The organism is Pseudoalteromonas sp. SG43-6, from assembly GCF_014164365.1.
In the GTDB taxonomy this organism is placed as follows: Bacteria; Pseudomonadota; Gammaproteobacteria; order Enterobacterales; family Alteromonadaceae; genus Pseudoalteromonas; species Pseudoalteromonas rhizosphaerae.
Genome location: NZ_JACJEZ010000036.1, coordinates 12,665 through 26,267 on the forward strand (window position 1 = coordinate 12,665; position 13,603 = coordinate 26,267).

General features: G+C 40.3%; 11 protein-coding genes. 8 read left to right on the top strand and 3 right to left on the bottom strand.

The window, feature by feature from the left end; translation table 11 throughout:
• Positions 1-5: 5 nt before the first annotated feature.
• The 3 genes from H5201_RS15180 (at position 6) to H5201_RS15190 (ending at position 4,043) form a co-directional block, all read left to right on the top strand.
• A complete protein-coding gene (locus H5201_RS15180) occupies positions 6-551 on the top strand; it encodes a condensin complex protein MksE (protein ID WP_149982697.1) in 546 nt (181 codons plus the stop codon).
• On the top strand, positions 551-3,328 hold the full coding sequence (locus H5201_RS15185) for an ATPase (RefSeq protein WP_182785015.1): 2,778 nt from the start codon (positions 551-553) through the stop codon (positions 3,326-3,328). The genes H5201_RS15180 and H5201_RS15185 overlap by 1 nt, the downstream gene beginning before the upstream one ends.
• 169 nt (positions 3,329-3,497) lie before the next feature.
• Entirely contained in the window at positions 3,498-4,043 is a 546-nt protein-coding gene (locus H5201_RS15190) for a DUF4136 domain-containing protein (RefSeq protein WP_145242267.1), read from the top strand.
• Between the two features lie 55 nt (positions 4,044-4,098).
• On the opposite strand, the gene H5201_RS15195 is transcribed toward H5201_RS15190, so the two are convergent.
• Positions 4,099-4,479: an SMI1/KNR4 family protein gene (locus tag H5201_RS15195; RefSeq protein WP_182785016.1), complete on the bottom strand. Its 381-nt coding sequence runs from the start codon at positions 4,477-4,479 to the stop codon at positions 4,099-4,101.
• Positions 4,480-4,556: 77 nt separating this feature from the next.
• Positions 4,557-5,069, bottom strand: a complete 513-nt coding sequence (locus tag H5201_RS15200; RefSeq protein WP_182785017.1) for a peptide-methionine (S)-S-oxide reductase — start codon at positions 5,067-5,069, stop codon at positions 4,557-4,559.
• A gap of 203 nt (positions 5,070-5,272) precedes the next feature.
• Between H5201_RS15200 and H5201_RS15205 the strand changes: the two genes are divergently transcribed.
• Positions 5,273-7,129: a TonB-dependent siderophore receptor gene (locus H5201_RS15205; RefSeq protein WP_182785018.1), complete on the top strand. Its 1,857-nt coding sequence runs from the start codon at positions 5,273-5,275 to the stop codon at positions 7,127-7,129.
• A gap of 44 nt (positions 7,130-7,173) precedes the next feature.
• Here the strand turns inward: H5201_RS15205 and H5201_RS15210 are convergent, their stop codons facing one another.
• On the bottom strand, positions 7,174-7,437 hold the full coding sequence (locus tag H5201_RS15210; RefSeq protein ID WP_145242261.1) for a YkgJ family cysteine cluster protein: 264 nt from the start codon (positions 7,435-7,437) through the stop codon (positions 7,174-7,176).
• A gap of 126 nt (positions 7,438-7,563) precedes the next feature.
• Between H5201_RS15210 and H5201_RS15215 the strand changes: the two genes are divergently transcribed.
• The 4 genes from H5201_RS15215 (at position 7,564) to H5201_RS15230 (ending at position 13,543) form a co-directional block, all read left to right on the top strand.
• Positions 7,564-8,736, top strand: a complete 1,173-nt coding sequence (locus H5201_RS15215; protein ID WP_145242259.1) for an efflux RND transporter periplasmic adaptor subunit — start codon at positions 7,564-7,566, stop codon at positions 8,734-8,736.
• 3 nt (positions 8,737-8,739) lie between these two features.
• Positions 8,740-11,919, top strand: a complete 3,180-nt coding sequence (locus H5201_RS15220) for an efflux RND transporter permease subunit (RefSeq protein WP_182785019.1) — start codon at positions 8,740-8,742, stop codon at positions 11,917-11,919.
• A gap of 173 nt (positions 11,920-12,092) precedes the next feature.
• Entirely contained in the window at positions 12,093-12,347 is a 255-nt protein-coding gene (locus H5201_RS15225) for a hypothetical protein (RefSeq protein ID WP_182785020.1), read from the top strand.
• Positions 12,314-13,543 (top strand): serine hydrolase, encoded by a 1,230-nt coding sequence (locus H5201_RS15230; RefSeq protein WP_310736947.1) that lies wholly within the window; start codon positions 12,314-12,316, stop codon positions 13,541-13,543. Before H5201_RS15225 ends, H5201_RS15230 begins: the two co-directional genes overlap by 34 nt.
• The last annotated feature ends 60 nt before the right edge of the window (positions 13,544-13,603 follow it).

Consider the following 13,603-nt stretch of genomic DNA (forward strand, 5'->3'; position numbering starts at 1 on the left):
CCGTTATGACACAGATAAATTTAGATGAACTTAGTCATCTACAAGCAATTAATAAAAAATTAGTCACCGGCTATCACATTAGCGAACAAGACACCGTAATGTGGCAAGAGCTTGATCAACAAATTGATCATTACCGCGCATTATTCAGCGCCCTTGGCCACGATTTACAACATGACAGCCGTGGTTTTTATTACTTTGCCAGTGATGAAAGTACACCCAATATGGGGAAAATTTCCCGCGCGATTGCCTTAACCATTTATATCTTAATTGAGCACTATGCAAACTCAGGTAAAGACCCAATGCGTGCCCTATTTGATGAAGTGAATGATTTAGAACTGATGCAAACTTTAGTGCAAATGAACAAGCACTTATTTGATCAACTCGAAATTTTTTCAGGATCAGACCTACGTAAAGACGTGTACTTACGCATGATACGACTTGGCCTTGCCCGTGAAGTAGAAGGCGGCTTTATGCTGCAAGCACCTATCTACCGTTATATTGATGCCTTAATGGAAGTAAACGAAGAAACCTATATTGGAGAGGACGAATAATGAAAAACCTATACGGCCTCAGTAAGCTGGCATTATTAAACACCGCCGGTTATGCCAAATGTGTGATCCCGCTTGATAAAAGCAGCTCAATTTGTGCACCAAATAACACCGGTAAAAGCTCGGTGATCAATGCTCTACAATTTCCGCTTATTAATGATTTACGCCTAACAGAATGGGACGGTCATGATTTAGACGAAACCCGTAAATTTTATTTTTCGTCAGATCAATCCTATATTTTACTCGAAGCCGACCTACCCCATGGCCCGGTGGTGATTGGTGTAGCTGGGCTTGGTAAAATTGCCGGTTACGCACATCAGTTTTTTTGTTACCAAGGCAAGCTTGATCTTGAGCAGTATACTCAAGGTAAAACCATCATTAAGTTCACTAAACTGTTTAATCATTTAAAAGAGCAAGGCTTTAACCCTATCGAGCTTAAAGCGCAAGAGCTCAACGCGCTATTAACGGGTGGTGCCACGCCATTTGACGGCGACATTAACTTAAAGATGATCCCGCTTAACAACGTGCAAGATTCGGCAATTTATAAAGAAATTTTCCGCCGTATTTTGAACCTGCATAAATTAGGCGCTGCCGACGTAAAGCGCTTTATGTTACGCGTATTTGAACGCCACATGTCAAACTCAAAGGTCGATTTTTATGAAGTATGGCGTCGCTCCTTTGATAAAGTAAACCGCGCAAAACGTGAGCTAAAAGCACTCGAGTCGATGCAAGAGCCTATCAGCGCCCTTGAATCTATGCTTGAAAACCAAACCGTACTCAAAGGTAAATTAGCCGCATACGCCCCCAAAATTGACCAAGCATTAATCGATTTTGATAGCTACCAAGAGGCGCAATTGAGCGAGCTTAATGTTGCCCTTGAAGACATTGAACACGAAAAGCACGAGTTTGAACAAAAACAACAACTTTATGTACAACAATCGCGCGATATTGAACGCAGGCAAACACAAATAGAGCAATGGTTTTTAGACTTTGGTGCTCTAAAATCTGAATTTGAATTGGTTAACATGGCAACCTTAAAAGTAAGCCTTGGTCAATTAAAGCAAGATTACGAGTCACTATCGCATTCTATCAACAGTGCGCAAGGGCAAAGCCTGCATACTCTTGATTACCGTATTAGTGAAACACAAAAGCAGATCAAAAGCTTAAAGCTGCAACTTAAAAATCTTGAGTTTAATTTATTTACCCGTATGCGCGAGGATTTATCACTTAAAGAAGTTGAAGAGATCTCGCGTATTCTAAACCCTGACATTCTGTCATTTGCCACCACCAGTAATGGTGATATAGATATCACTGATGAAGATGCCTTTGGTGCATTTTTAGAGCAATTATCAGATAACGTGAAAGGCGGCGTGCTCACCCTGCCAGGCGCGACCATCAAGCTGAAAAAACTCTCCCCGGTGCAGATGCAAAGCGGTGAAAATAAAGAGCAACTTACTGCGCAACTCAGCGCCCTTGAACAGTCACTCAATGAATTTAAGCAACAGCGTGATGTGGCCGCCAATGTGGCCGACAAACAAAAAGAAAAAGATGCCTTATACGATGAACTCATGGCAGCAGAAAGCGCACTTAAACGCTTTGAACAATTCCAGGTTATGCTGCAATCTATTGATGCACAAACACTCTTAAAAGAGCAATTATTGGCTGAACGCGAGCAAGTTGATAGCTACTTACAAGATATTCAAAATAACAGCGGTTCAATTAGTGATCGACGCTCGATTATTAAATCGAAAAAAGATTTAATTTCACGCCAAGCCGAGCGCCTACGCCAAGTGAAATCTGAACGAATTGACCACACGCTGGATTTATATAGCGGTAAAGTCACCCCGTATATGATAGATATTCAAATTGATTTTGATAATCTCAGTGACTTAGTTCATCACTTTAATAAAGATTGCCAAGAGCTGCGTAATTTTGATATCAACGTTCGTAATACCTATTTGCATATTTACAATGCCGGTATTACCAAATTTGATAACGAAAATGACGAGTTTAGTAAATACCAGAAATTGATTGGCGCGTTCCATAATATTGATAACGAACGTGATGCGGTTGAACGCCAAGCCCGGGTTGCACTCACAGAAGTAGCCGCGACGATTAAGGGACTGCGTGAAGATTTAGACAGACTGCGCCGTGAAATGAACAGCTTCAATAAAGGCATTAGTCAGCATCGTATTTCAAACTTACAAGCATTTAAAATTAACGTGATACCACGCAAAATGTTGGTTGATAGTATTGATACCATCATCAGTACCTCAAATCAGTTTGAACAAGGTGATACGCTGGATTTACTCAGCCAAGAACCCTACAGTGAAAGTGCTGTCAACGAAGCAAAAGATCACTTAATTAAACTTGCCTCTGATAAAGCCGGTTTAACCCTTACTGACTTATTTGATATTCGCTTTGAAGTAGTAAACCGTGCAGGCGAAACCGAGCATTTTGAGAAAATTGATTCGGCTGGCTCAAACGGTACGCGTATCACCATAAAATTATTATGCGGTATGTTGTTTATCCGCTACTTATTAAGCGACCAAGAGCAAAACTTATACCGCATCCCGATTTATATTGATGAAGCGGCCGATATCGATCCGCAAAATCAAAAAGCAATTATAGAAACCGCACTCAGCTTTGGCTTTGTGCCAATATTTGCCTCGGTGAAACCACAAATTAGCTGTGATTATATTGTGCCAATTCGCTCCGTTAAAGACGGCACCCAGAACTGGGTAGATGAAAAGGATTGGATAGAAGTAGAGCATGAATAAGACAATAGCCACGTTTGTGTAAATTAATGCATCATTCAGTCAAGGACGACTAAACTAATTAGTACTTATCATGTACACAAATTACAGGTAAAAAATAACATTTCCTTGAATTAATTCTATGTTATGTTATCAAACGAATAGTAATTAAATTTGCCAAGGAGCAAACTCCATGAAAAATATACTAATTGCAGCTGCTGTATTACTACTAGCAGCGTGTGCAAAAACGCCTGATATTGACTACGACAAATCTGTGGACTTTGGTAACTACAAAACATTTGCTTGGTTTCCACAAGCGACCTTGGCTGACGCTGGTAACTATCAAATCAGTCCATTGATGGAAAAACGTGTGCGTGAAGCGGTAAATGCACAATTACAAGCAAACGGTATGACACCTGCCGATGAAGCATCAGCAGATGTATTAATTAACTATCATGCCTCTGTTGATACTAAAGTTGACGTTGATACATTTAATGTAGGTTACGGTGCACGTTGGAACTACTGGGGCATGGGTTATAACACGCAAACAACAACCCATGAATATGATGTGGGCACTTTAGTGATTGATGTTGTTGACCGTGCCTCTAACCAGCTTGTTTGGCGTGGTGCTCGTGAAGGTCGCCTTCAGAAGAAACAAACACCTGAAGAGCGTAACAAAGCAGTACAAGAAGCCGTTGCAACAATTTTAAGTGGTTTTCCACCAGAAAAACTAAAATAACACTTTAAATTAGCATTCAAAAAAGCTCACTATTTAGTGAGCTTTTTTGTAAGTCTTATGCCTCTTTTAGCACATTCGCCACAAATTCTGTGAACGAATTGGCTATAGGACTAGTAAAGCTAGCATTGTATACATTGCTTGTATCGGGTCTAATATAAATAGTACCATCTATATCGTTTGAAAAGACCATAAGAAACCCATATCTAAAATGTTCAGTGTGCTTATTTTGTTCGTAAATATCTAAACGTTTTATCTCAGGGTTAATCCCATAAATAGGCTCATCAAATATTTCTGCATAATTTAAGTTTACCAGGTAATCAAAAAAATCTTTTGGTAAATCAATATTTAATCTTGCTTCTAGCTCATAAACTTTTTTTCTTGCTTGGCCTTGGCCAACTACACTAGAATGATCTTTCAACATTTCTACTAGATTCATAAGTCCTTCTTATAATTAATTATACATAGCATTTTTTATGAAAGTTAAACTATGCAGGTTTATTAAATTAGTAAATGCTAATCCGCCTTATATTTATGCAGTAAATCTAGCGGTATATGGCAGTAATCATCTGGATGATTAGTTAGTCGGTCTTGGTGCTCAGCATCACTGGGGACATAATTTGTTAGCGGTTTAACCTGCACAGCTATTTTGTCGGCATCATCTCGTTGGCTGATATAATCGCTTGCTAACGTTAAGTGACTTTGCTCTTCACTATAAATAGCCGTGCGGTACTTTTCACCCACATCATCACCTTGCTTATTAATACTGTATGGGTCAATAATTTCAAAGAAATAATCAATTAGTTTATTAGGCGTGACAGCATCAGTATCAAAAATGACTTTGACACACTCTGCATAACCATCGTACTCACTTTGTGTATTATCACTTGTACCATTAGCCCGCCCTGCTTCTGTAATAACTACTCCGGGTAAGTGCTTCATAAACTCTTGCACGCCCCACAAACACCCTCCCGCAAAATAAATAGTTTGCTGGCGAGCATAAAAGTTAGCTGGTTGTTTTTCATTCATAGAGGGACCTAATATATTTAACAAGCAAAGACAGTGTAATGCTTTCATTTTAAGAATGATTATCAAATGCAGTTTTTTCGAATTAATGTACAATAGCGCCAAAAATCGTGACTGTTTAATTTTGCTATTTTATCACGCTATAAAAAAGTGTTACGACTTTAATTTTTAGCGCAATCGCACATAAAGAATATGAGAAAAACAACATGAACCGTACCTCGCACCTTATTATACCCGCAGTACTTGCCAGCATATCCAGTGTTGCTTATGCGGCAGATGACTCTGAAGAATCGACAACCATTGAGCAAATAACAATCGAGGCATCCCCTACAGCAAATACGTTACCAGTAGGTACCTTTGACTCACCTATATCAAATTTAGAGTATGACCCTCGTGTTGATTTGCAATCGCGTAACATGGCAGAAGCACAAGCTGATGTTACTATTCGTGGCGGTATCTTTGAAAACACCGGTTTTAGAGTCGGCAATGCTACTTTACTCGATCCGCAATCAGGCCATTATTTTGCAGAAATTCCTATTGCACCACAAATGCTCACTGGCGCAAGTGTATTGACCGGTGCTGATAATGCACTTTATGGTGTAAATAGCTCAGTAGGTACTGTGTCGTTTGGTTGGAAGCCAATTACCACTGGTGGCAGTGTATCTGTAGGAGTCGGCACTAACGACTTTAATTTACAGAGTGTTCATGCTGGTAAAAGTATCCCTTTAGATACAATCGCCGATTGGCGCCTAGGTTTTGAAGGGGAATATTCTCATTCACAAAGCGATGGCTCAATTGATTTTGGCGATCATGATTTTAATCGCGCTACTGCTCGTGTGCAATTAACGAGTGCAGATTCACAAACTGATTTATTTTTTGGCTCACAAGAGAAATTTTTTGGCTGGCCGAACCTCTATACCCCATTTGGCGTGAATGAAACAGAAGACTTAGAAACGCAACTGTTAATGCTTAACCATAAACAAAGTTATGCAACAAACAGTGAGTTTGAAGTATCGGCTTATTATCGAAAAAATAACGACCATTATATTTACTCTCGTGAAAACCCAAGCGCGTTTGAAGCTTTTCACGAAACGGAAGTTAAATCATTCGCCATCTCCGGGCGACATGCTCAAAACGATGTGTTCTCACTAAACTACTCAGCACAATATATTGAAGATTCCATTGAATCAACCACGCTTGAGAATAACTTTACTTCGCGTAACTATTATAAAATCAGTGTATTGCCAGAATACACTATGGCTCTTGAGAACAATCAACAGCTAACAGTGCGTTTAGGCGCAGCCTTCGATGATACCAACCGCGATGACTCACAATTATCGCTGATAGGTGATATCACATTCAATACAATTAATAGTAACGCCACTGAGCGGACATTTTATTTATCCTACGCTGAGGCCAGTCAAGTTGCAGGTTATACTGCTATTGGTGGCAATGACTCTGGTGGATTGTTTAGAAGTAATTATAACCTTGAGCGTGAAACCACCAAAAACTTAGAACTGGGTTTATTACTAGAACAACAAAGTTGGCAGCTTAATTCGGCTATTTTTTACCGCCAAGATAATAACTTAACTGACTGGACATTTAGCTTTGATTCAACCTCAGCGCGTTTTGCCGAACCGGTTGATATTGATACCGCTGGCCTTGAATTTTTAGCCACTAAGCAATTTGAAAATACTGAAATTATAGCCAGTTACACCTACCTCCATAAATCAGAAACCTATGGCTCGCCAGATGTCGATGCAAGCTTTTATGCCTTAAACTTCCCTGATCACCGTTTAACTCTTGGTGCTGTATGGAGCCCGACGGATATATTAGAGTTTCGGATTGATAATGAATGGCGTAAACAGCATAAAAATGCGCTGCGACGCTCTGATGATGAAGCCTTGTTTACTCAGCTGACGTTAAAAGTAACGCCACCGATACTGCAAAACTTCTTTATTACCTTAGCAGCAGATAACCTTTGGGATGAATCATTTGAGGAAATTCCAGGCACACCTGGGCGCGGTGAGCAATACACACTAACTGCAACTTATAGCTGGTAAATAAAAAATATGTATAAAAACCGCATTTTTAAGATGCGGTTTTTTTATGTCATTTGTTCAAGCTCGGTAATTAATTGCAGCGCTTGCGCATTCGTTGTTCCACACACATCAATCGTCGCACTAAAATCACTGCATACTTTTGGCCGCCTTTCATCACCAAATAACTTACATAAATTGTTGTTATCTAACTGAATACAGCGCTCTCCTGCTTTTTTGCCATTAGGCATCCCCGGAATTGGTGAGCTAATACTTGGTGCGATACAACAAGCCCCACACCCGAGTCGACACGCCATTGGTGATGTATTCATCTTTGCCCCTTTTGTAATCTATTTCGCTAATTTGTTAATTGTGTAATGACTTGTTACATCTTAATACGCCTTGTAAACACTTTATTCATTATAATTGCTGTGTCACCTAATTATGAGGAAAGCCCAGTGGCTACTAAAAAACAAATAATTCTACCTATTGCCGTATTAGTCGCCGGTGTAGGTCTTGCGGTTGCGTTTTCAGCAATGAAACAACCGCCAGAAGAAAAGCCAGCACAAGATACACGCCCTCTGGTATCAGTTAGCGCAGTTCACCTTGATGCAATTACGCTAGACGTAAAATCCTATGGTGTAGTAAAAGCAAAAGATCACACCCCACTGGTTGCGCAAGTAAGCGGTCAAGTGGTATTTGTCTCTGAGCAATTTGTGCAAGGTGGATTTGTCAAACAAGGCGATATTCTAGCACGAATAGATCCAAATGATTATGAAGCAGCGTTAATTGAAGCCCAAGCAGGCATGGCGCAAGCCAGCTCTGATCTAGAAATTGAACGAGCGCAAGCTCATGTAGCACAGGCAGAGTGGGATCGAATAAAAGACGATTCAAATCAAATGATCCCATCTCAATTATATTTACGCAAACCACAATTAGCCGAAAAACTAGCGCGTTACCGTGCAGCACAGGCGTCTGAAAAACGTGCAAAACGTAATTTAGAGCGCACATACATAAAAGCGCCTTATGATGCGATTATTTCTGAACGTGCAATTAGTTTAGGCAGCGTAGTTAATCCTGGAAGCCAATTTGGCGCTCTCAGTTCAACCTTAGTGGCTGAAATTCGCCTTCCTGTGGCAGATAAAGAATTACAATACCTAATCGATAGCGGTATCGGCGCGAATGTAACACTCAGTGCAGACTATGCTGGTAAGCCAACTACTTGGCAGGCAAAAATTGTCCGCAGCGAAGGTGTTATTGATCAAAAAAGTCGTATGAGCTATTTAGTGGCGCAAGTAAATACACCTTATGCCAGTGAGCAACCGCTGCGCTTTGGCTCTTATATCAATGCGACCATTTCTGGCCGCGAGCTTGATAATGCGATTATCGTTCCTCATCACTTAGTGAAAAACGGTAAAATAGTGGTAATGAATGATGATTTAACTCTTTCGTTCAAACCTCTTAATATTATTAGAGAGCAAAATGGCATGGTCATCGCTTCACAAGGCTTAAATGATGGTGAGCAATTGATCACCTCGGCTTTAGATTTCCCAACCGAAGGCATGCAAGTAAAGCTAAATGACTCTGATAAACCTGCAGCTGCAACTCAACTTGCACTGAAAGAGGAATAGAGCATGACCATCCATAGCGAAAAAGGCTTAATTGCCTGGTTTGCTCGCAACCCTGTTGCAGCAAACCTATTAATGATTTTTATTTTAGTGGGTGGTATTTTAACCGCGTTTTCTATTCGCAAACAAATGTTCCCACAATTTGAAAATAACTGGATCAGCGTCCAAGCTGTCTACCCTGGTGCTGCCCCACAAGAAGTAGAAGAAGGCATCACCATCAAGGTAGAAGAAGCTCTCGAAGGCCTAGAGGGTATTAAACGGAAAATTACTTATTCAAACCGCGGTTATTCTCAAGCGTGGATCGAAATTGAAGAAAAATATGATACTAAAGAAGTGCTCGATGAAGTAAAAATGCAGATTGATGCAATCAACACCTTCCCTGCAGACATGGAGCGTCCTATTGTGCGCCATGATAAGTTTGAGCAAGAAGTAATGATCCTCGCCTTATACGGTGACATGAGCAATTATCAGCTCAAAGAACTTGGCAACAATATCAAAGACGAACTGCAAGCACTGCCACAAATTAACTTAGTTGAATTTAATGGTGGCCTTGACTATGAAATTGGTATTGAAGTTAGCCCTGATAAACTTCGTGAGTATGGTTTAACTTTTAGAGACATTGCGAATGCAGTGCGTGCTTTTTCAGCCAATATGTCTGCAGGTCAGATTCGCTCTGAAAACGGCTATATTTCGATGCGGGTTGAAAAACAAGCTTACCGAGGGGATGAATTTGCCAAACTGCCATTGATATTACTACCTGATGGTGCACAAGTGTATTTAGGCGATGTAGCAACCATTAACGATGGTTTTGCAGAAGGCTTACAATACTCTAAATACAATGGTAAAAATTCCTTGTCGTTTGAAGTAAATGCCTCAAAAGATCAAGATATTACCAAAGTTGCAAAAGTTCTTAAGCAGTACCTTAATGATAAAGCAGGTCAACTTCCAGCGGGTGTTAAACTCACGCCGATTGTCGATTTAACCTACTACCTAGAGGGTCGATTAGACATGATGATCGACAACATGGTGTGGGGTGGTCTATTGGTTATGGTGGTCCTTGCGCTATTTTTACCCCTACGCTTAGCATTTTGGGTAATGATGGGTTTACCTGTGTCATTCCTAGGCGCGTTTTTAATGATGCCGATGGGCTTTTTAGATGTCACCATCAACTTAGCATCACTATTTGCCTTTATATTAGTGCTCGGTATTGTGGTTGATGACGCCATCGTCGTAGGTGAATCAGCCAGTGCTGAAATTGAAAAACATGGCCACTCTCTTGATAACGTAGTACGTGGTGTTAAACGCGTCGCAATGCCTGCCACCTTCGGTGTATTAACTACCATCGCCGCTTTTTTACCGCAAACTTTAGCAAGTGGCCCTGGTGCTGCGTTTTCAAAAGCCATTGGCGGGGTTATTATTCTGTGTTTGATTTTCTCTCTGATTGAATCAAAACTTATTTTACCAGCCCACATAGCAGCAATGAAACACCGAGAACCAAATCCGAAAAACCCATTACATCGCCTCCGTAAAGTGATGGATGGCGGTTTAAAACGGTTTGTTGATAACTATTACACGCCATTTATTGGCCATTGTATTCATTATCGTTATACCGTAATTATTGGTTTTATTTGTGTATTAATTGTCAGTGCTGGGATGTTTGCCGGTGGTTTAGTGAAGTTTGTAGCGAACCCTAAAATTCCTCATGACTTTCCACGTATCTCAGTCGAAATGAACTTAGCATCGTCTGAACAAGCAACCCTAGAAACCGCGCAAAAAATAGAGCAAGTTATTATCAATGTTGATAAACAACTTAAAGAGCAATATGGCACAGCTATGGTACGCGATCTTTCCGTTAGCTTACGTGGACGTACCGATGCCAGTATTATGGCGGTATTAATTGATCCTGAGTTACGCCCTATCGATACCTTTGCATTGAGCGCACTATGGCGTGAACAAATGCCTCCTTTACCGGGTGTGAAAACACTAACCATTCAAGACAGTATTATGAATGGTGGTCGAGACGACGGTGATGTGAGCTTCCGCCTAGAAGGAAAGGATGCCAAACAATTAAAAGAAGTAGCAGCAAAACTTAAAGAAAAACTCAACACCATGGAAGGTGTGGGTGATGTAAATGACTCAATGCAAAGCGCTACAGATGAAGTACAGCTTGACTTAAAACCACTGGCGTACAGCATGGGTTTAACCCTTGCCGATGTTGCCTCACAAGTCAGCTTTAGTTACTACGGCCTTGAAGCACAGCGTATTCTACGTGACGGCGAGGAAGTGAAAGTAATGATCCGCTACCCTGAAGAAGCTCGTAACTCGATCAGCGATATCGCCAGTGCTCGTATCATTACACCTAGTGGCGCAGAAGTACCTTTGGCTGAAATTGCCGATGTAAAACTGGTTGATGGTGTAAACCGTATTCGCCGCGAAAACTCAAAGCGTACTGTTAACGTATGGGCAGCAGTTGATACCGACCAAGTTGAACCTTTTGCCATTGCTGAAGAAATACGTGATGAGTACTTACCGGCACTACTGAAAAACTACCCAGGTGTACAAAGTAGTGTTGCTGGACGTATTCAAGAAGAAATGGATAGCGTTGCTGAGCAAGTGCGTGATTTTGCTCTTTCAATGATGATTATCTTCGCGTTATTGGCAATCCCACTACGCTCATACTCACAACCATTGATTATTATGTCAGTGATCCCATTTGGGGTTATTGGTGCCATGTTTGGCCATATGATTTTAGGCATGACTATGAGTGGCTTATCAATTTTCGGGATCATTGCTGTAGCCGGTGTTGTTGTAAACGATTCATTAGTAATGGTGGACTTTGTTAATAAAGCACGTGCTGATGGCGTAGCAATAAAAGACGCAGTAATGCAAGCTGGTGCACGTCGTTTTAGAGCGATTATGCTCACCTCAATCACTACCTTTATTGGCGTATTACCAATCATTATGGAAACCAGCTTACAAGCTAAAATTGTCATCCCAATGGCAGTATCACTGGCCTTTGGTGTGTTATTTGCCACGGTGATCACGCTGATCCTGATCCCATGTCAATATGTCGCACTAGAAGATGCTAAACGATTAATTCGTAAATGGCGTGGAAAAGAAGCGCTGGTAGATGGTGAATCAATTCATAGCAAAGTGAATACTATAATAAACCGCTCACCTTTATAAAATTTTATATCCCAACCAACTAGCCCGAGCTGTATACAGTTCGGGCTTTTTTATGCTTATAATAACAATGAAATATAATTTATTCACATAAAATCAACACGATAATAATTTACTTTGTATTTTATCCACGGTAAAAGTAGTACATAAAACAAACTAAAAAACCAAGGAAGCTCATGAAACTCACCTCGAATATGTTTTACCACACTATTTTTATGACAGCTCTACTACTGCTCTCACACACTGCAATTGCAGGCGAACACGCGAAAGAAATGGATGCATTTATTGAACAATTTCATGGTTTCAAACAATTCAATGGCAACGTACTGGTCGCCAAGCAAGGTAAGGTAAGGTTATTTTTGAAAAAAGTTATGGCTACGCCAATTTTGAATGGGACATCAAAAATACTGCCGAGACTAAATTTCGAATAGGCTCAATTACCAAGCAATTCACTGCGTTGCTTATTTTACAGTTAGCGCAGCAGAATAAAATACAGCTTGATGCTCCCCTTGCTACTTACCTACCCGACTATCGCCAAGATATAGGAAATAAAATCACCATTAGGCAAATACTTAATCATACATCAGGACTTAGTAATTATACTCAAACGAAGACCTTCAGAAGTGAATACAGTCGCAACCCTTACAGTGTAGATGAATTTATAAAATTACTGTGTAGTGATGATTTATTGTTTGAGCCTGGCACGCAATTTCGCTATAGCAATTCAGGCTACTTTATTTTGGGCGCCGTGATTGAAAAAGTCACTCAACAACGTTACCAAGATGTACTGCAAGAAAATATTTTTAAACCACTCAATATGCATAACACCGGTTACGATTCGCATGCAAAAATAATCAACCAACGTGCATCTGGTTATAGCAATAACTTAGACGGTTACACTAATGCTGGTTATCTAGATATGTCGATCCCTTATGCAGCGGGGTCAATATACTCAACCGCACGCGATCTCGTTAAGTGGGACCAAGCGCTGTACACAAATAAGCTAATAAATAAAGAACTAAAAAAACAAATGTACACCGTATCTGAACAGCTTAATTACGCACTTGGCTGGGAAGTTAATCAGCTAGATGCTGATAAATATGGTAAACCATTGACACAAGTACAACATGGCGGTGGTATCGAAGGGTTTAATGCATTTATTAGCCGTATTATTGAAGATCAGCTACTGGTGATAATTTTAAATAACACTGGCGGTGCACCAATGACACCTATGACTAAAGGATTAACCAATATTTTTTATGGTAAGCCCTATGACGGTGCAACTGAAAATGTGGATAGCCAACTTTATCATGCCTTGCAAAATGGCGGTATTGCACAGCTTAAAAGCAAATATAATCAATTGGATGAGCAAAAAGTTCCGCTGCGAGAAAGAAGCATAAATTACTTTGGTTATGAATTAATAGCAATGAAAAAACTCGATGCCGCAATCGCAGTATTTGAACTAAATGCTGCTAAATACCCCGATTCTGCTAATACTCACGATAGTCTGGGTGAAGCGTATTTAACTGCTAATAAACCCGTACTTGCATTAAAAAGTTACCAGCGCGCCCTTGAATTAAACCCCGACAGTGAAAGCGCAAAGCAAGCAATTATAAAACTACAATAATTCTAAAAAGTCGCGTTATATTATTTAAAATCTGCAACATTAAACTCGCTTATGCTACGA